Source organism: Hafnia sp. HMSC23F03 (genome assembly GCF_001816025.1).
Taxonomy (GTDB): domain Bacteria; phylum Pseudomonadota; class Gammaproteobacteria; order Enterobacterales; family Enterobacteriaceae; genus Hafnia; species Hafnia paralvei.
Genome location: NZ_KV824244.1, coordinates 1 through 18919 on the forward strand (window position 1 = coordinate 1; position 18919 = coordinate 18919).

The 18919-nt window shown below is 53.1% G+C and carries 23 protein-coding genes and 1 pseudogene; 2 read left to right on the forward strand and 22 right to left on the reverse strand.

Annotated features, from left to right (window positions below; genetic code table 11):
- Positions 1-34 precede the first annotated feature (34 nt).
- The 19 genes from HMPREF3091_RS20160 to HMPREF3091_RS20250 form a co-directional block, all read right to left on the reverse strand.
- A complete protein-coding gene (locus HMPREF3091_RS20160; RefSeq protein ID WP_070718494.1) occupies positions 35-949 on the reverse strand; it encodes a baseplate assembly protein in 915 nt (304 codons plus the stop codon).
- Positions 933-1283 carry a GPW/gp25 family protein gene (locus HMPREF3091_RS20165; RefSeq protein WP_004092416.1) on the reverse strand — a complete coding sequence of 117 codons (351 nt, stop codon included), beginning with the start codon at positions 1281-1283 and terminating at the stop codon, positions 933-935. The genes HMPREF3091_RS20160 and HMPREF3091_RS20165 overlap by 17 nt, the downstream gene beginning before the upstream one ends.
- 33 nt (positions 1284-1316) lie before the next feature.
- Positions 1317-2441, reverse strand: coding sequence for a contractile injection system protein, VgrG/Pvc8 family (locus HMPREF3091_RS20170; RefSeq protein ID WP_070718497.1), 1125 nt, complete (start codon positions 2439-2441; stop codon positions 1317-1319).
- A gap of 3 nt (positions 2442-2444) precedes the next feature.
- The gene (locus HMPREF3091_RS20175; RefSeq protein WP_061060344.1) at positions 2445-2660 is read right to left on the reverse strand and encodes a tail protein X; all 216 of its coding nucleotides are present in this window, start codon (positions 2658-2660) and stop codon (positions 2445-2447) included.
- Positions 2635-3111 (reverse strand): phage tail protein, encoded by a 477-nt coding sequence (locus HMPREF3091_RS20180; RefSeq protein ID WP_070718499.1) that lies wholly within the window; start codon positions 3109-3111, stop codon positions 2635-2637. The genes HMPREF3091_RS20175 and HMPREF3091_RS20180 overlap by 26 nt, the downstream gene beginning before the upstream one ends.
- Positions 3111-4886 carry a hypothetical protein gene (locus tag HMPREF3091_RS20185; RefSeq protein WP_070718501.1) on the reverse strand — a complete coding sequence of 592 codons (1776 nt, stop codon included), beginning with the start codon at positions 4884-4886 and terminating at the stop codon, positions 3111-3113. Before HMPREF3091_RS20185 ends, HMPREF3091_RS20180 begins: the two co-directional genes overlap by 1 nt.
- Positions 4887-4988: 102 nt before the next feature.
- Positions 4989-5285 carry a phage tail assembly protein gene (locus HMPREF3091_RS20190; protein WP_070718505.1) on the reverse strand — a complete coding sequence of 99 codons (297 nt, stop codon included), beginning with the start codon at positions 5283-5285 and terminating at the stop codon, positions 4989-4991.
- Positions 5286-5343: 58 nt separating this feature from the next.
- On the reverse strand, positions 5344-5850 hold the full coding sequence (locus HMPREF3091_RS20195) for a phage major tail tube protein (protein ID WP_004092422.1): 507 nt from the start codon (positions 5848-5850) through the stop codon (positions 5344-5346).
- Positions 5850-7313, reverse strand: coding sequence for a phage tail sheath C-terminal domain-containing protein (locus tag HMPREF3091_RS20200; RefSeq protein WP_070718510.1), 1464 nt, complete (start codon positions 7311-7313; stop codon positions 5850-5852). The genes HMPREF3091_RS20195 and HMPREF3091_RS20200 overlap by 1 nt, the downstream gene beginning before the upstream one ends.
- 36 nt (positions 7314-7349) lie before the next feature.
- Positions 7350-7964 (reverse strand): phage baseplate assembly protein V, encoded by a 615-nt coding sequence (locus HMPREF3091_RS20205; protein ID WP_070718511.1) that lies wholly within the window; start codon positions 7962-7964, stop codon positions 7350-7352.
- Entirely contained in the window at positions 7957-8496 is a 540-nt protein-coding gene (locus HMPREF3091_RS20210) for a hypothetical protein (protein WP_070718514.1), read from the reverse strand. Before HMPREF3091_RS20210 ends, HMPREF3091_RS20205 begins: the two co-directional genes overlap by 8 nt.
- 9 nt (positions 8497-8505) lie before the next feature.
- Entirely contained in the window at positions 8506-9165 is a 660-nt protein-coding gene (locus HMPREF3091_RS20215; RefSeq protein ID WP_070718517.1) for a hypothetical protein, read from the reverse strand.
- Position 9166: 1 nt separating this feature from the next.
- The gene (locus HMPREF3091_RS20220) at positions 9167-9526 is read right to left on the reverse strand and encodes a head-tail joining protein (protein ID WP_070718520.1); all 360 of its coding nucleotides are present in this window, start codon (positions 9524-9526) and stop codon (positions 9167-9169) included.
- A complete protein-coding gene (locus tag HMPREF3091_RS20225) occupies positions 9526-9876 on the reverse strand; it encodes a DUF2190 family protein (RefSeq protein ID WP_061059854.1) in 351 nt (116 codons plus the stop codon). The genes HMPREF3091_RS20220 and HMPREF3091_RS20225 overlap by 1 nt, the downstream gene beginning before the upstream one ends.
- Positions 9877-9953: 77 nt before the next feature.
- Positions 9954-12020, reverse strand: coding sequence for a ClpP-like prohead protease/major capsid protein fusion protein (locus HMPREF3091_RS20230; RefSeq protein WP_246840032.1), 2067 nt, complete (start codon positions 12018-12020; stop codon positions 9954-9956).
- Positions 11950-13488 carry a phage portal protein gene (locus HMPREF3091_RS20235; protein WP_070718523.1) on the reverse strand — a complete coding sequence of 513 codons (1539 nt, stop codon included), beginning with the start codon at positions 13486-13488 and terminating at the stop codon, positions 11950-11952. The genes HMPREF3091_RS20230 and HMPREF3091_RS20235 overlap by 71 nt, the downstream gene beginning before the upstream one ends.
- A gap of 8 nt (positions 13489-13496) precedes the next feature.
- Positions 13497-13751, reverse strand: coding sequence for a hypothetical protein (locus HMPREF3091_RS20240; RefSeq protein ID WP_246840033.1), 255 nt, complete (start codon positions 13749-13751; stop codon positions 13497-13499).
- Positions 13709-15838, reverse strand: coding sequence for a phage terminase large subunit family protein (locus HMPREF3091_RS20245; RefSeq protein WP_070718526.1), 2130 nt, complete (start codon positions 15836-15838; stop codon positions 13709-13711). Before HMPREF3091_RS20245 ends, HMPREF3091_RS20240 begins: the two co-directional genes overlap by 43 nt.
- Positions 15838-16332 carry a DUF1441 family protein gene (locus HMPREF3091_RS20250; protein ID WP_004092442.1) on the reverse strand — a complete coding sequence of 165 codons (495 nt, stop codon included), beginning with the start codon at positions 16330-16332 and terminating at the stop codon, positions 15838-15840. Before HMPREF3091_RS20250 ends, HMPREF3091_RS20245 begins: the two co-directional genes overlap by 1 nt.
- Before the next feature lie 401 nt (positions 16333-16733).
- Here HMPREF3091_RS20250 and HMPREF3091_RS20255 point away from each other — a divergent pair, with 401 nt between their 5' ends.
- Positions 16734-16970 carry a hypothetical protein gene (locus HMPREF3091_RS20255; RefSeq protein WP_070718529.1) on the forward strand — a complete coding sequence of 79 codons (237 nt, stop codon included), beginning with the start codon at positions 16734-16736 and terminating at the stop codon, positions 16968-16970.
- 312 nt (positions 16971-17282) lie between these two features.
- Here the strand turns inward: HMPREF3091_RS20255 and HMPREF3091_RS22350 are convergent.
- Positions 17283-17580, reverse strand: a pseudogene (locus HMPREF3091_RS22350) (terminase small subunit); the annotation flags it as partial.
- 20 nt (positions 17581-17600) lie between these two features.
- Between HMPREF3091_RS22350 and HMPREF3091_RS22355 the strand changes: the two are divergent.
- Complete coding sequence (locus tag HMPREF3091_RS22355; RefSeq protein WP_083321477.1) at positions 17601-17861, forward strand: hypothetical protein; 261 nt, start codon at positions 17601-17603, stop codon at positions 17859-17861.
- Positions 17862-17904: 43 nt separating this feature from the next.
- Here the strand turns inward: HMPREF3091_RS22355 and HMPREF3091_RS22560 are convergent, their stop codons facing one another.
- Together HMPREF3091_RS22560 and HMPREF3091_RS20265 are read right to left on the reverse strand one after the other, a co-directional pair.
- Positions 17905-18381, reverse strand: a complete 477-nt coding sequence (locus HMPREF3091_RS22560) for a lysis protein (RefSeq protein WP_139146235.1) — start codon at positions 18379-18381, stop codon at positions 17905-17907.
- Complete coding sequence (locus HMPREF3091_RS20265; protein WP_070718533.1) at positions 18378-18905, reverse strand: lysozyme; 528 nt, start codon at positions 18903-18905, stop codon at positions 18378-18380. The genes HMPREF3091_RS22560 and HMPREF3091_RS20265 overlap by 4 nt, the downstream gene beginning before the upstream one ends.
- Positions 18906-18919: the final 14 nt, after the last annotated feature.

The following is an 18919-nucleotide window of genomic DNA, read 5'->3' on the forward strand; positions in this document are numbered from 1 at the left end:
TTCTGAGGCGAACGCATTGAGAGGAAGTAACGTTTTATACATCGCCTCCCTCCAGCAAACTCAAGGTGATCGCGCTGCAATAAGGCGCAGCTCCCGTTTTAGCTTCAATATCCGCGGTGGGCTGTTCCAAATGAACACGGGTCACGCCCGGTTGATGCAGGGCGCGGTAAATACCCGAAAGCGGCGCTACGCCGCCAATGCGATGCACCTGCGCCACATAGGTTTCTAGCGCTGCTCTTGCGCTCTCCAATACCGTCTGCGCGTCAGGACCATCAGGAATATCCAGCGTAGCCACCACAGCGTATTCACTCAAAACTGCACTTTGTACCGTGACGTAATCCGTTAACGGTCGCACTTCATCTTCGTTTAATGCGTGACTGACCGTATCAAGTAGCGCTTGGGGGGCGGTACCGCTTCCGGTACGCGATAACACATACACATCCACCTCACCGGGTCGGTTGTGGGTTTGGGGTCCATAGGCCTCAGCGTCCAATACATCGGGATCGGCGGACTTGGCGTAAAAGCGATAAGCATTACGCGCACCGGCGGTACTGAGCTGTGACCATGACAGTTGGATACGCCCGCGATATGCCTCGTCATCCTCCATCTTCGCGTCAACCGGCGGTATAGCTTCGGGCTGGGCGGGGGTGACCACCTGTCTCGCCACGTTAAATCCGGCACCGATCTGATCTAAATCTGCGCCTAATGCACTGGCTAACAACACACCGCGCACCGCATCATTGATACGCTGCAGCAACAAAACGGTTTGATACGCGTTAGCTTCACCCTGTTTATAGACCGGATCAGACTCCACCAGCGCGTCATACACCGTATCCAGATCGCGGAGCTTCTCGAGCCAACTGTTAAAAATGGTCGTCGCATCGGGGACCAAAATGGCATCAGGAACAGGAATAGCCGAGAGATCGATAAGATTAGGACTGGTTGCCATAGATAGTTATCCCTTCTAGCGTGACCGGCTGGCCGGTTTCTTTGTTAATGCCCTCGATGGTCAGATCAAAGACGCCATCACCCTCACGCACCACCTGCACACGTTTTACCGTTAATCGCGGTTCCCAACGTGCCAACGCGGAAGCCGTCGCCCCCACAATGCGTACCCGCGTGCTTTCATCCTGCGGGTTATCAATCAGGTCAGGTAAATCACTGCCGTAATCGCGTAGCAGCACACGGCTATTTTTAGGCGTGCTGAGAATGTCGATAACGGACTGACGCAGATGATCATTCCCCGCCAGCCGTTTGCCCGTCTTGGCGTTAACACCCTGCATATCACCTCCATCAAAAAACCCGCCGAAGCGGGTTTAATTTTTCTGTTTGCCGAAATATTCGGGACCGGTTTTATCTTTTTTCTCTTTCTTTTTCTTACCGCTTGCCGCCTTGGGCTTGATATCCGTCGCCAAATTAAACGCCACGGAAAAGCCCATCGCGCTCAGGCTGTATACCATCGACTCAATCAGCCACGATCGATCCTCTCGCTCACCAAAGCCCTGCGTGACCACGCGCGCTTCGGCGGTCAGCGGTAAATGAGCCGGGCGACAGGGTGCCGTAATGCTCATGCGGCGTTCATTGCGGTTGGCCTGTGTTTTTTTGGCACTGGCCTGCTGATCGGCTTGCGTTTTATGCGGTTGGGTATACGGGTTCTCGAGGTCGGGTCCCTCGTGCTCGGTCTGAGTGACTTTGGTTTGCCCTGTGGCTTCGTCATAGTAATTGACGCCAATCTTCCCCTTTTTCTCGTTTCCTCCTGTCGCCGCTTTACCCGTTGTTGAACCGCGCTGCCCTTCACTGTAAGTCCAGTTCGATACCTCACGCGGGACGATGGTCACATCGGCAAGAGTTTTGCCGCTGGCGGTTAACGCCGCCCCTTGCTCCAAGAACAGCCAATATCCTCCGCTCGGTTTACTCACGGCGTTATGACTCCGAGCCAGTCGCGTCAAGAGATTGGCATCCGACTCCGACACCTGATCAAGATGCGGTACCGCAATCGCCGCCAGCTTATCAGCGACTTTCGGGATCAGGCCATTGTCGGTGGCCACCGTTTTCACAATGTCACCCAGCGTCAAATTGTCCCAACTGCGGGTTTTCTGGTTTTGCACATCCCCGCTTTGCTTCTGCGCGTTCATTGGCGCGGCTGTCGCATAGATCACCACTTTACGCGGAGGACCACTGCTCGAGACGCCACTGACCACAAACCAGCCCTTGTCCACCAAATTGCCGTTAAATCCCAGCCCCAACTGTAATCGCGCCCCCTTGCTCGGGAGCGGCAGCGTTTCTGATAGCAGCGTGATTTGCAGTTCGTCGGCTTTCCCTGTCGCCCCGCCATTGTCCGTGAGCGTCAGCTCTTGCAGGCATTGGCGCAACGCTTTAGATGTGTCTTTGCCCTCTGCCGTCACGCTGAACTCAGGACGGTATTCTTCCACACCGTTCATCGATTAATCCCACAGTTGAAGGTTGGACTCCGCCACCGGCATATCGAGCTCCGGCAGTGTGATCAGTACACCCGCGTTATAGACCGGACCCAGATCGGCAAGCCCCGGATTCGCTTCCAGTACCTTGACAACAAGAGGCCCCAACTCTGGCCAGCCATAATGTACGGCGCAAATTGCGTCCAGCATGTCACCCTCACGGGTTTGATAGGTCGTCGGCATAATGTCGTATCCCTATTGAGAACGTTTTGTGGCGCGGTGAACCGGCGGGGAGGAACTTAGTGGTACTGTCGTTAAATTTCTCAATCACCCAATAGCCCAGCACATCTCCCGCGCCGCTCACCAGCTGCAACGGCATTGCTTTATCTGCCAAGTCGTATAAATCATCGATGGCACTCACGCCCTGACGAAAAAAGGCATGCGCTTCCCCTTGCAGCGTAACCGTTCGTCGCTCTTTGCCGGTAAACTGCAATAAATCCGCCTGCCCGATACGCTCTTGCGCACTCCAACGCCAGCTGGCTTCGCGCGAAAGTTCGTTGTAGGTCAACGCATCGATAGAGAACTCGAAGCCCCCTAATATCAGCATCACACGCGGTGGGTCGCTGGCAGCGGCTGACCGTTGTACCGCTGCGGCGTTTTGCTCAACCGCCGCTAACACTGAAAATCCGCTCATCACCACAGCCCCCCGTTGTCGTACATCGCGTTATTACCGTTGAAGATATCGGTCGATTGCGCTTTGTTAATCACCTCATCTGCTATCGCAGTCCCTTCCTGCTCAGAGCTTACGTTGATTTCAACCTTTAACTCTTGCCGACGGCTATCGGTTATTGAGGTGGGCTTGCGCTCGATATCAACGCGATCAATCTGCTGCATCAGCGTTGGCCAAGCATCCATATCAGGTAATTCGTTATCGCGCCGATGAGGGGCAACTTCTTTGGCTCGCTCATTCTCAGGAAATGTCGGTACCGATGATTGAGATGCCTCCCGCCGGTTCTTGCTCATCTCCGACGCCCAATCAAACGAGAATGGCCCCTCGCTAGGCTTACCGTCCACAGACTCCAGCAGTTGCTGGCTCGTGTTTTCCTGAAACTCGCCGTTAGTGAATGGATTAGCCGTAGCCAGCCATCCCGCCTTGTCCTCTGCCGATTGCCATTGCTTTTTGAGCATCTCAACACGACCGGGCTGATTAACATTCTGAGAAAACCACTCTCCAAGTCCCTCACTTTCCGCTTGGATCGCAGCAATCTTCACAGGTGTTCCGGTCGCAACGGACTGTAATATCCGCTTTTTATTGTCCTGATCGTCCGGCAATAGCCACGACAGTTTTTTCGCCGCCGCGTAAATAATCTTGCCAACAAAAACCACGCCGTTGCCAAACGTCAGCACGCCGGGGTAAAGCTCGTTCTTCATAAAGCTGACGATCTTGCTAATCCCGCCGTTTTTAAACCACTCCGCCAGATTGTCAGTCAGCGCTTTAATTTGCGGGGACAACTGACCACCAAGCTGGCCCGAGATTTCATCCATTGCGGAAGAGAGCACCGTCTGCAGGTTGGTCACTGCGCGGTTGCCCTCCATCGCCCCCCTCGCACCTTCTTCCGTCACCAGTTGGTAGCGTTTTTGCTCGTCCATCAAATCGCGATAGCTTTTGCCGGATTGCTTAATCAACATCAGCATCTTGCTCGCCTCGCCCCCAAACAGACTATCAAGGGCAAATGATGCCTTAGACTGATCTTTTAAGGTCAGCGCACGCTCTACAATTTTGCTGAACTGCTCCAAATCACTGAGACCGGCAAGGTCACCGGCTTTAAACCCTAATGTTTCAAACGCATCCTGCAATCCGCCCTGCTTGCCGTTCTGTTTGTACTCCCCCGCTTTATGCAGATACTCTTCAAACAGATCGCCAAAGTTCTCGCCGTTCATGCCGTACTGCTTGCCCAATGAGTCCCATGCGTTAAAGGTTTCTACCCCCACGCCGTAACTCTTAGCGATCCCCACTTTCTCGGCGGTTTGCGCGTTGCGGGCAGCAGGCGCAATCAGTGATCCCAATGCCCCAGCAATCAGCCCACTGCCCCCCAGCGCCAGACCACCGGGGAACATGGACGCGGCGATATTCCCCGCTTTAGCGAACGCCCCCTTTCCCAATCCTTGGACGCGTTTAAACTGTTCGGCGCGTTTCAGATCACGATTTAGAGCCTCTTGCGCCGCGCTGGCTTTCTTAATCTCTTTCGTGACGCCGGTATAGTCACGTTTAAGCGCGCTGATATCCTTCCCAGCAAGCTTGGCCTTCTTGATCTCCGCCGACAGCGACTGTTGTTGTTTGGTCAGCTTTTGAGTTTGTTTTTCAACATCCTTAATGCCTTTGTTGATCCCCTGCGTCGAACGATTCCAACTGGCATCAAGATTGCCGCCGAAGGTGATGACGGCCTTAAGGTTTTGGTTTAATGCCACGTTTTACCGCCTCCACTTCATCAAAGAGAAAATCCTTAAACGTGCTAAACGGCATATCGAGGTAGTCACTCATCGCAAAGTGCAAGCGACGCCCCAGAAACCTTATGCCTCGTCGGATTTCGCTTTCGGACGCTTGTCGGGCGGAAGCATAAAAACATTGAATGCCTCCTCAAGCTGCAGGTAATCCGCCGCGGTTAGCGCATACACATCCTGTTCGTTCATGTTGCATAGCAGCGCCAACATGCGCGCATCTTTTTCCCCCTCACTCCCACGGTCTTTCTCACGCGTGATCCGATCGCGTACCGTCGGCTCACGCATCGCCACTTCGGTTAGCTGCGCGCCATTGGCCAGCGTTAATGGGGTATACAAGGTGATCGTTTTTGAATTGGCTGGGTACATAGTAGGCTCCAATAAAAAAACGGCCCGCAGGCCGTCTGGATAAGATGAATGATTGAGGTTAGAGGCGGATTTTTGCCGCCAGTCCACCCAGTTGATCAACGCCGTTAATACGACGAATAAAGCGCTCAGTATCAATCTCGATAAGCTCGCGCCCTTCCAGCGTCTGCTTGTAGTAGTTGAGCGCAATATCGACCGTGACCGACACTTCAGATTGGGATTCGCCTGCGCGGGCATCGCGTGTGACTTTCGATATGAACCCTTCAAACTCTTCAATAGCCCCCAGCGCGGTACCGTTGCTCATGTAACCTTCGTAGGCCGTAAAGCGTGGTTTTTGCCCTGCCACACATCCCAATAACGCGAGCATGTCAGTATCAATCCCCCAGAACTTAACCTGACAGGTCAACGCCTCCATACCATCATCGACCGGCGTTGGCGCATCTTGCGCCCCGCTGCGCAGGTTGGTCACCTGAATACTCAGCTCCGGCGGCGTGTATTCGTGCGCCCCCTGAATGCGCATGCCTTTCGTAAAAAAGGTCCATGAGCGTAATGTACTTTTATTTCCCATTAGGCGGTCATCTCCTCAACGGCATAATCATTATTGACACGAACGCGCAGAGTAATGCGCTCGGTTGGCGACTTCGGACCGAAGTCGTAATCGATATACAGCTGGCCTGCGGCCAGTGACTCGGCGGTGTTGAGCTCTTCATCAAGCCATGCTTTTCCCCCGAAAATCGCTTTGAGCCCCACGAGCTGGCGCATATAGGCATTGATAGTGCCGATAATGTCGTCGGCAATATCGCGATCGAGCGGTCGGTCGTTATACAACAACACCGTTTCCTGAATGCTGTCTTCGATAACATCCGCCGACCGTCGTACCGATTCAAAACGCCACTGCGGATCGGTCGTACACAGTCGGTTGCCCCAGTGCTTAAACCCGTCACGGCGCACGATGGTGCTGATATTTTCCATATTCAGCAGGTTGGCCTGACAGTTCGGTTCACCCAAAATAAACTCGTCGACCTGCTCCACGCCGAGGATGTTGTTAATATCCTGATTGGATTTACTCCACCACCAGCCCTTCTCCACGTCGATACGCGCACGCAGACCCGCTGCGCGTGCCGAATACGGCATATAGACGTTTTCGCCAGAAGCATTAGTGACCAGTACACGCGGGCGCAATAGCTCGACGCGCGCACCGTATTGCTGGCGTCGCTGCACCACCTCCTGCGGTGTCGCCATCGATGCACAATCTACGTAGGCCACGCCCCGCAACTTGTTGGCCTGCGACTCCATACCTTTTCCCACGGCATCATCTTCGCTAAATCCGGTAGCAATCAGCACCCGCGGCTTATAGCCAGTGATCGACTCGCTTTGCGACCATGCCTGCATCCCCGCAAGCACGGCGGCGCGCTGTTTGGTTTCCTCTGTGTCCACCGGTACGCGTACCACGATAGTGAGCGCCGCACGCTGATCGTTAATATCGGTGATGGCTTGCTTAAGCGTTCCCGCGGTACCGAGTTTATTCAGTTGGCTCGTTCCCACCATCGCCACCGGTGTATTGAGCGGGAAAGGCTCATCTTCACCGCCGGTGAGGGCGATACTAAACGGGCTTACAAGACCCTCAGCTTCGGTAACCGCCAAAGTGATTTTGCTGTCCGCAATCGCCGCCACCAATGGGGGTAGTTCATTGGCTTTTGCCGTCACGACGCCACCGGCATCACAGCCAAGCGTCAACGTCAGTGCGCCGGCGCTATATTCCGCTGACGAGGGCACGGCTTCGGGGGTTTCGGCATCGGGAACGGCGGCAACCGCCACCACCTTATATTGATTGCCTAAGCGCCCAGGTTCGCTTGCTGCAAATGACAACACGTTATCGAGCAACGCGGTACCGACCGTCGCGGTGGCTTTGGTACCCGCCGAGGCATCTGGGGCCGTCCCGACAAGGCCGATCACGGCGGTTTGGATAGTGGTCACCGCCACCGTTCCCGCCGTCAGTTCAATGGTTTCAACGCCATGAAGTTCTGACATAGTTTCTCCTGACATAAAAAAACCCGCCGGAGCGGGTTACATTTTCTGGTTGGGTTCTTTCGTGACGCTGTCGGTTTCCTTGTGCGTATGGTCGTTATAGGTCATTCGGATACCACTCATTTTGCCTTTGCCATCCGAGATCTCTCCGGTGGCACCGATATTGCCTTTGACCGTGGTATTCGCATTAATCGTGGTTACGCCCTGCACCGTCAGCGTCTTGGTAATTTCCACCGGCCCGTCGAGTGTCCCTTTGCCGACAATCTTATAGGTGCCCCCTGCAGCAATCGTAATGGTCAACGCATGGGTTTCGCGGTCATAGCGCACTTCGGTCCCGTCACCGTAGACCGTAATATGCTCCGACTCGCTGCCCTCGGGTACTGGTGCACCACCGGTGGCCCAGCCCGGAAACACTCGACCGTTGTTCAGGTCGCCCCCTTCTGACAGGACCGTCACCGCATCCCCCACCGTGCACGGGTTCACATCGGAGCGAAAGCCCCCTGAGAATCCCTGACACAACGGTAGCCAATCCGTGACAAGCTCACCTATCGAGACGCGGCACTTGGGGATCTTGCCGTGCTGTGTTGAATGAATCACCCCCCGCCGCACAATATTGGCAAGACGGCGCTGCAGATCACCTTCCATATCACTCATTGGGCACCTCATAGATTTTGCGATAATCGGCCACGTGCGCGGCGCCGACTTCTGGCACCTTGCCCAGCCATACCCCTTTCACCGGTACACCACCGCGCGCAAACGGATCTGCACCAAAGGCAGCGCCCTGCTCATAGGTGATACGCCACACCAGATAGTCATCCATAGCGGGGTCGAACGCATCGGGCTCCGCGGAGACAAACACCGCGCCATCGATATACGGCAAACCAAACTGCTGGCCGTCAATCCACTGAGTGACATCCGCCGCCGCGGTACGTATGTAAATATCCGGTTTGGTGATGGTGGCACTGGCACGATCGATCACGATATACAGCGATACCGAAAGCGATACGCTCGGCTGTCCACTGGTATTACTCTTGGGGTCCCAGCCATCCACAGAAAGGTAAACGGCAGGGGTCACCAACTGCGTGGTGCTCTCGGGGTAAGTATCTGCGTCCGCCACCCACGGCAGGGCTTTTAAGGTCCCGATCACGGCGTCATGATAAGCCGCCATCGATAAGGGCTCAGCCATTGCGCCTCCTTATAGACTGATTTTGGCCTTCACGCGGCCTTTAATATCGGATTGGAAGTGGTGCATAAAAATCGCCATCACATCAGCAAAGGCGTTGTCCTCCACGTAGTCGAGCATCGGAGCATAAATGTCGATTTCAGCCTCTTTTGCTCGCCGCGTGACCGGATCACGGATAACCACCGTGCGCCGATTCTCACGCCGCGAACGCGCGACCTCGCCGTTAGCAAAAGTTTGGGATGCCAACATTGAGCCTTTCGGATCAAACCCCGCTTCGCCAGTTGATTTACGCCGCGCGGCAATATAGCGGCCCGTCTTCGGATCGCGGCGGTCATGATGGGGACGAATACGCCCGCGAACGCGACCTTTCAGATCTTTGACCTTGATGGCGTTTAACCCAAACCAGAGCTTGGCCTCATCAAGCATTGCGCCGCGAGAAATACGAAAAGAGAGCAGACGTTTACGCACCATCGCCAAACTTCGGGGCGCCAGACCGGTTTTTAAATCGGCCAACGCTTGTTTACGCAATGTCACCGCGGTACGTTTCAACGCACGCGAATAAGCATTGCGGTACTGCTTGTGTGTGGCACCGGCAGCATCGGCAATTTTCCAGAGTGCACCGGTATCGATATCCACCAGCATGTCACGGCGTAACCGGCTGTCTCTTGCCATCTCATCGACTCCACTGTTTGATATCTTCCACCGGCTTGCCCGGCTCCCCAACCGCTAAGGTAATGCGTGTGCGGCCCATTTCATCGGCGCCGATATGCGTCACCCAATAATGTTCGGCACCGACCGTGACCGCATGACGCTTGCCCAATCCCTGAATATCTACCGTGTACGCACTCAGCGCGGGGGCAACATCGCGGATTTCTCCGCCGCCATGAACTTCTGCGCAAGCGTCTGGCTTTTCAAAGATGGCGGTAATGGGGCGACGTTCCGCCCCCACCATCAATACCACCGGCAACTCTTCCGCAAAGGTGCGATCCACCACCTTATCGGCACGATGTAGCCGCTCAGTAAATCGGCTCATTAGAAGCCCAGTCGCACGCGGGACTCTTCATCCCCGGCATCGTTAGTGATCCACGCTGTTCCCGCACGCGCATGCGCCACCGCAGGATTGGCACCATCATCAGCCTTAGCCGTCAACAAGCCGTCCGGCGTCATATACAGCGCCGCACCGCGTGGCCACGTTTCGTCTGCCACTTTCGGCAACACAAAAACGCCGGTCATTTTCAACACACCATCCCCGTCCACGGGGATATTTCCTAAAGCCACCCCCACCACACTGCCGACGATCACCGGCTGCCCAGATAGCACCGCCTTGCCTGTGCCGTTTGTCCAATCCATCGTGGTGCCGTCTTGATAATAATTCTTCGCCATTGTCTTACTCCCGTACCCATGAAAACGGGCGACCTTAGCCACCCGTAGAGATAAAAAAACCGCCTGACTAAGACGGTTTATTTGCTGCCAGTAGACTTGACCAGCCCACGATAATCGAGCGCTGCAACCCCTGCATCAATACGCACCTTAAAGGCCGCGCCATCAATGGTGAAACCGTTCTGCTGTTCGATATAAGGCGCATCTACACCATCCAGATACGCCACCTCGATGGTGTCACGCCCCTGTGCCGCCGTTAGATAGAACTCTTTTTCGCTCTTAATATCTAAACGTGGTTCGGCAATTACTTCGGCAAAGTTCTGGATCGGGTTGTTGATACCGCTGTTAGCATCAGCCCCCGGCACGCTCGCCGATTTAATCAACTGATTAGCGCGTGACTCCAAAGCCACCGGCGTCAGCACGTAGGCCGGGCGAATGTTAAGCGCACGCTCACCGGATTTTTGCAAACGCATCGCTTTACGTGCCGTATCCAGACCATCGATATCCATTGCCGCGCTAACTAAGTTGTTATGGTCAGCACTAAACAGAGGTTTACCATCACTTAGCTTGCCGTTAGAAGTGAGCACCGCATACACCAAATCCCCTACGGTGGCACGTGCCGCACCGCCCATCGCCGCGGGAATACGGGTCAGCATATCTAAATCATCGTTAATGATGGTTTGGCGCGTCAGTGAGAACAGCTCGCCGTAAGTCGCCAGCGCAATTTGTTCGCCTTTATCCCCGACGGTAATGTATTTGTATTCGGCACCGTCACGCACTTCACGTAGTGCGGCTAGTGAGTTGAGCCCCACACGATTAGAGACTTTAAAGTCGGTCAAGGTGCCTTTACGGGTCCAGCGGTCAAAGGTTTCTTCGGCTTCATCCCAGCCCAGCAGCGCCGCTTTATGGGCCACATCCATCAGGATATTGCCAAAGTCAGAGCTGGTATGCGTAAAGGCCATACCGACCATCGCCATCGGTGCTACACCCGCTAGACCAATACCACGATCGGCAAGGGATGCACGCGCCAACTCACGCAGGGTAAAACCAGCGTAGGCGTTATCGGCCTGCGCTTCGCCGTAACCGGCACGCGCCATGATGGAAGCGCGAACCGAGTCCCCGACCAGATTACCGTTACCCGCATAGATGTGTGCATTCTGCCCCGCCAGCGGCGTGGTATCGGAAGCCAGCGCCGACAACAGTTTATTGCGCGCCGTATCCGCATTGCAGGCTTGATCACTAACACATTCCGCTTTCAGTGCGGCAAACGCGGGGAACGCGTCAAACACGGCATTCACGGCTGTGACACGCTCCGCATTAGCAGCTGCCATTTGCTGACCAATCGCATGAGCTAAAGCATTAATATCTACGGTTGAACTCGTAGGTGCATCAATCACGGGTGCCGCAGACGGCGCTGGCTGTGACTGTGGCACCGGATTCGATGTAGTAGCACGCGGCGTAATCAAAGCTGTAACTTGCTTAGGCATATTATGGAACTCCTTCATTTTATTCGTATTGATTGACGCCGCAGCGTCGAGGGAAGCTTCGAGAACATCCGCAAAGCCTTTTTCTATCGCCATTGCACCATCGAGCCACGTTTCCTCTTTGAGCATGGCGGCAATCTCATCTCGGCTCAGGCCGGTTTTACGTTCGTAGGCAGATAAGAGCAGTGACTCATTACGATCGAGCCACTCGGCGTATTCACGAATTTCATCAGAATCGCCCATCACCCCGCCCCACGGCTTATGGATCATGATCCATGCATTCTCTGGCATATGAACGGTCGCACCGGGTAAGCAGACAATGACGGACGCCATTGACGCCGCAACGCCATCGACGTAAATATCGATTTTGCCGGTGAGTCGTGAAAACGAATTGAAAATGGCAAAGCCGTCCATCACATCCCCGCCGGGGCTATGAATATGCAGCTCAATCGCGGAGGCTTCGAACACACCAGCATCACGGCAATCGCTGAGAAACGCCTGCGCGGTGATCCCCCAATAGCCAATCATGTCGTAGAGATAAATGACGATGGGGTCAGTCGCTTTAGCCGCGGCCTTGATTTTGTACCAGCATTCATTTCCGCTGTTGGTTGGGTTGCTTGCCTGTGGTTTGAGTAGTGTCCCCATCGGGATCGGTAGGTTCATTCGTTTGGGCTCCTGAATCGTTGGCGGCGTCCGAGTCAAAGACCAGCCCCCGCTCGCGGTTATATTCAATTTCACGTAGACGCTGACGCCTGATTTCTTGTGGCGATTGACCGCGAGCCCGTATCCATTCGGATTCGGTTCCCGCACCACCGCGCACAATGCCTTTCCACGCCTGCGCCTCTTTCACTGGGTCAATCCACGGCATCACCGGCCCCAGATAGAGCGCGTTATAGAGTGATGAGAGGTCAACATCGTGGGGAATTTTGATACCTGATAGCTTGAGCATGTCGATCCATGCGCGGTATATCGGGCGACTGTGCTGCCCAACAAACCAGTTTTGCAGCACGTTATAACCTTCGAACCCTTCCACCAGCTCTTGACGCTGACTGGAATAGCTACCGTTATAATCACGTGAAATGCTCGAGTAGCTGCCACGCGTACCACCGGCCACTGCGCGCAGCTGGCTGTTGCGGAATTCATACAGATGAACGTTCGGGCGGTTGGACTCCACCATGCCCAAATCCTCACCGGGTTTGAGTCCGTCAAAAATCATGCCCGGCGCAATATCAAACATCTGATACTTGTTTTCAGGATCTTCATAATCATCAGTTTGAAAGGTCGTCGCATCTCCTCGCTTGATATAGAACCCCAGCGCCGCAGCAATACGTGCCGCAACACGCTCGGACTCTTCATAATCTTTGATATCGCTTAGACGTGTAATGACGCCGTGTAGCAGACTCACACCACGGATCTGATGCAGACGCTTGCGCATCGCAAGATGAAGCATGTTCTCTGCCGGTACCCGCTTGGTCTGGGTTGCCATACGCAGCGTATTGCCGGGGTGAAACTTATACACGTTGTAGGCAACGGGACGCCCCCACGTATTAATCTCTACCCCTTGGCGAATCTGCGTACCCTCCACGCTGTTAAGCGACATCGGCACATAGTCGGCCTCGAGCATTTCAATCGACAGCTGCACCTGCGTCGCATGTTTCAAGCCGGGAACAGGACCGCGTACCAATTGGCTAAAGACTTCACCGTCACGTAACGCCGACCGCAGTAATAAACGCTCCATTTCTGCACGGGTAAACATGCCCGTCACATCGGGGCGGATAGACCATTCAGACCATAATCGAGACAGCTCAGAGGCAAACTCTTCATGCAGCTTGCCGTCGTGCGTCAGCGGTTGCGGCTCCACCTGAATCCCACGCGCACCGATCACCCGCTCCTCGAGTTTGTCGAGAATGCCGATCACAATGTCGTGGTTTTCATCCAACCAGCGAGCCTGCTCACGCAATGACACGCCCGCGGCAAAGACGGCGTTATCGGCTGATACGCCCGAGCGCTTTGCTTTATGCAAGCGAGAAGGGTTGGCCGCTTCGTAGGCATTCATCAAGTTGCGGTTTTTTGCACGTTCTGCCGCCCATCCCGGCGACAGTGCCGCTATGCCCTTTTCTATCCAGTTCATGGCGACTCCTAAAGAAAGTTTGCCAATTTGGGACCATTGCCACGCCCACAGGCGACGCGATAGCGCTTCTCCCAATATTCGAGCTCGTTACGCATCGCGACAGGATCGTGATTGGTGACAGCGCGGCCATTCACGCCAGTAAACGAGACCGCTTTGCCATCGAGTGAATCCGTATAGGCTTGCCGCACCTTGTCGAGCATCTGCTTGATTTCGTTACGCGTCATAGCCAGCCCCCACCGCCAGTTCCACCACCATTGAGCCAACCAGACCCCGAAAGGGAGCTCGGTGCTATCGGTGATTTGTCCTGTGGCTTGGATTTCTTTTTATTCGTCGTCACTACAACAGCCTCCCGCGCCGTGTCTTCATTAAAAATATTTGGGTTAGCATCTTGAGACTCGGCCCACGCTGGCGGCTTATCCCATGAAATGCGTTCATACCCGCGCAAAAACGCAATGGCATGGATATAACAAAACAGGTCCATCGCTTCGTTGTTCCCCTTGCCCGGCTTGCGCCATTTGCCATCGGCCCCGCGCTCTTCATAGGTCAGCTCGTCAAAGAACCATTCCCCCAGCCAGTTTGGGAAATGAATAAATCCCGCGCCCGGCACATCACGCGCCATCGCGTTACTCAGCTGATCTTTGAAAATATCGGTTTGCAGCAGATAGACCGGCACGTCACCGCGTGCATCTGCCCGGCGATCGCTTCGCTCGGTATTGTTGGGGTAAGTTTTGGTCACGGATTTTTGGCGGCGAGTACTGTCCCCCTTCACCAAATACACCCGCTTATGCACGCCGTCTTGACGACACCGACGCCAGAATTTATAGGCATTATCGGTTACACCGTCTTCACCGCCGCTGTCGACAGCCATCGCCAACACGGGCATGCGCTTGCCGGAGCCGTCAGCCAGTGCATAGGTTTTTTGTAGAACATCGGTGATCAAGAGATCCCAATCCTCGGGAAATGCACCGGGATGCACCTGTAACGATTCGCCGTTTTCATCACAGCGCATGGACTGTTTGATGTTGTAACGGTCTATCGTCCACCGCTCGCCATTCTCTCCATAGCCAACGACCTGCACGACAAAGCGGCGATTTTTACCGCCTTGAACGTCGACGGCTGCCATGAGAAAACGCACTTTTGGCGGTACACGGCGTTTACCGTAATCCTCTACTCGCGCCATTAACTCATCGCTTCGGCGTTGTTCACTGGCGGCACGCGGCAAGTAGGGCAATCCCCAGTCGGTATTGATAACGGCCTTCAAGGTTTCTTCGCTGCCGGTGGCCTCGAACTCCATCTCAGCGGTCAGGAGTTTGTACACCAGCTGCGCCCACGTCTGATAAGCCGCAGCGGGACCTTCCATCCAGAAAGAAGCAATGCGCGAGCGCCGAGCTTCACCGGTAATCACACCATCACGATCTATGCTCTGGCCTTCACGCAGCCAAATCCCACGCTGGTTAAGTTCACGTTTTTGGTGTGCGGCAATGGCTTGATGGCAATGAGGGCATTCAACATGCGCCGCTTCGCTAGCTTTCACCGGATCGGTTTCATCACGGTAGCCGGTCATAGATTCCATCGACGGCTGGAAATGCTCGCCGCAATGTGGACAGGGCCAGTACCAGCGACGACGATCACCACGGTTATAAAGAGACAGTATGCCGGTTGTCGGCGGCGCTTCATGGGGTGACGTTCTGCGCCATTTAGTGTTGCGAATATCGCGCCCCGGTGAGCTCTCCACCAGCGTCATGCCCGACGACATAAAGGTTGTGGTACGTTTTGAAGCCAGCGTGAAGGCATCCCCCTCCCCGTCGATATCCTCTGGGAAGCGGTCATAATCGGTGAGCGCGACACATTTATAGTCTGACGATGACATGATGTTGATAGACGGCCAGCCTATTTTTAAATAGTTGCCAGCCAAAAACGTCATATCGTGAACGTTATTGTCATTGCGTCGCGGGCTTAATCGTTCAGCCACATCAGGACTCATGCGAAACGTGCGGGAAAGACGCTTTTTCGAATGCTCGCGTGCTTTCTCCTCGGTCATTTGCACGATCAACATATCCGAGGGATCGCAGATAATGTTGTACACCACCCAGCCATCGATAAGGCCGATGGTCTTACCGGTACGCGCAGGTCCCACAAACACCACCGCATCATATTCGCGTGATGCTAAACAGTTCATCGGCTCCAACACATACGGCGCAACCGACGGGTCCCACTTCACCGAGTTACCCGCGCCTTTCGGGACACGCATGTATTGTTCCACGGCACTGGCTACCGGCATGCGCCTCGGGGCCTGAATAATTCCCGCCATATTGCGGCGAGTGCTAGCAGCGGATGCCTGTGAAACCATTAATCCTCCTCGGGCATGTCCTCCTCACTTGGCGTATCTGCCTCTATGACCTTTTGCGCAATCTGATCCCGAAGGTCATCAATAATGCATTGGACGCGCTCAACGGCGACCGGCGACAAAGCGCAGTCACGTTCGAGAATATCGGGGAGTGTTTCAAGCACCTGCACCATCGCTTTGGCCATCGCTGAAAATTCACGCGTCACCTCTTCGGCGGGGATGAGCTCATGAGTTTCTTGCTGAAACTTTAGGCGTTCACGTTCGGACTGAAACCACGCTTTACGATCGGGAGGCAACATCTTATCGACCTCAACCGTTTCGCCTGTTTTCACTAGCTCAGTAAGGATCGCCGTTAACGTATAGAGCTTGAGTTTTGCGTTGCTACCGGGTGCCGGTTCCACATTTTTCAACCGACTAGCGACCGTTTGTCGATGCATGCCAGTAATTGCCGCAAGCTGATTGATATTCAGGCGGACAGATTCGAGTTCTTTATCCATGATGGTGAACACTAAATAAGCAATTCGACATCTTTGAAAATGAAATTTCAAAGAAAACAGAAAGATAAACGGATGATGATGATGCCAATAAAATGCGAAAAACTAGCCGTTTCCCGCGTGTCGCTGCCCCCTCGGTGTTTCAAAACACAGAAAGGACCCGTCAAAATTGAGAGCAGTTCTCATTCATAAAATTTGCATTGCGAATTTGGGCTCATTTAACCAATTTGTACCGTAGAGCACAATCCAATTAGTTACACTAGCTTTTGAGTGAGTAGATGATTAAGTTATCGTCTCAATACCTATGCAACTAACAGTTCCGTTATAGTTAATATATCCACTTCCACCTTTCATGCTGGAACATACCTAATATTTGGTTAGGAAACGTTAAACAAGGAGATCAAATGAACAATGAAGAGAACACGATTATACAAATTACTGCCTACGACGCTATCATTCGAATGCTACTGAAGACACTGCCACCAGAACAATTTTCAGAATTTAAAAGTGAACTAACAGCATTTTTATCTCAGATGAGTAATAAGGCGGCTAGCCAACCATCACACATACAAGAGCTATTTTCTGCTACAGAGAAAATGTGTCAGAAAATCATCAACAGAGCCGAGCTAGAACGAGATTAATGGCTATATCTGCACAATTTTAGCTAATTTGCTAGACAACCATCGGTGACCTCTTGTGGTTCTGTGTTCTTTTGGCATTATCACAGGTACTCATTGAATGCCTGCTGTAATGCTTATATGAGCTATGATGCTAGTGATGTTTCGAAAGCCATATCAGCACGGCAAATGACCCGAACAGTCTTGTTATCAAGCGTGGTGATAAATGCTTTACTTCCCCGATTAATCTCAATGCAAGGAGTGTTAGTGCAGCTCTCAACAGTAGCCGCACTATTCAAACTTGTCAGCTAGGTCGAACCCACGAAGTTATTGACACCATAATGCACTCCATTCTGAAACAGGTTTTATACTCATATCATCTGTCATGATATGGGGAGTATCCATCTGGCCGATTTCAACCAAACGTCTCAAAACATAAGCCGCGTCGATGTTAACCTGCTCATTGCGTTGAGTTTTCAGTTGCGCGATGCTGTTCGGGATGTCAACTTTTGACAACAGTTGGGCGGTAGTTTGCAGTCTTTTCGCTGTACCCCGCCCAAATAGCCGCTTTAATAGCGTTCAAGTCAACAAGGTACTCACGACAAAACATCTCCTGTTTGTCTGTGAGTGCCATATATTACCTTTGGGAATTACATGAATATCTTTATTACACTTTTCACAGAATACCGAGTTTTATCTATATCTAGTGGAGTTCTATCTGCCCTATATTGGCTTTATTCTGCATTTGTTACCTCTAAAGAAAAACCAAATAAAGCAGTGCTTACGATGAAAGAACCATATGACATTGTCGATTTGCACAACTTTGTACTAACTGCAAGATTACAGTCTAAATACAATAGCCGTGCCGCTTGTTATGCAGCAGCATGTGCTTTGCTGCAAGTAGCAGGCTTCTAGTTATCTTATTTAATTATGCAATCTGTTTCTTTGTCGGGAGGATTCATTTCATACACTGTGTGCGGATATAACTTTGCAACCCGTTAATTATTGTTTCGGATTGTCTGATCCGTTCGACAAGACTGAGATAATCCCGTTCAGCGGAGTCATTAAGTCGGGGGCCGGTTGCATCAGGCTTGCCGGTGGCGGCGGCGGCGATTTCGGGCAGTTTTGGACAACTGGCCGCGATGTGCAGCCGCTTAGCACCACTGTTAAGGTCAACACGAAGAGTTTCGACTTGTGACTTAGCATTTAGTAACTCCTGCATATACTTCACGTCCAAAGCCGCATTAAGCTGCTGACGGTGAGCCATATCATTAATGGTGGATTGGCGTTCACGGGCTAACTGTTCAGCAGCAATGCGGTCTTTCTCAACCTGATGGTATTTATCGCGATAATGGCTCGCTATTTTCCCAGCAGCGAGCAGCGCCACCAGCAACACACCTATTGTCATCATTCGCCAACTGGAATTGATATTCATTGGACTATATCCCAGCAAGTAAGCTCCGATTCTTGGCCTCTTCGCACCGGCTGCCCAGCGCAATTATTTTCTTTAATCCGACAATCTCTGCCTCCATCGAATATCCAGCGCCTTATCTCAGCACAAGCACCAATACGATCACCTGCATTCAACTTCTTATAAAACGTAGAGGGGAAGCATTTAGCGGGACCGATGTTATACGGACAGAAAGAAGCGATACCCGCGATGGCTGGCTCGGATAGTGGCACTGTCACATTACGCCTAACCCATGCGATAGCTTTATCACGCTCTAACGCGTCATAGCGCTTGCACTGGCTGTATGAAAGTTTCAACCCTCGAGTAACTGGTTTCCCCTCAATGCGCGTCAATCCACGACATATTGACCAGATCCCCCGCCCATCCTGATACGCGATAGTTCGAACGCCCTCTTTCTCATCCAGAAACTGATCGAGGATTTTATCTGCTGTGGCCCCACCGAGAACTAATGCCAGAACTGCAGCGCTAAGTTTGGTTTTAGTCCCCATCAATCACGCTCCAG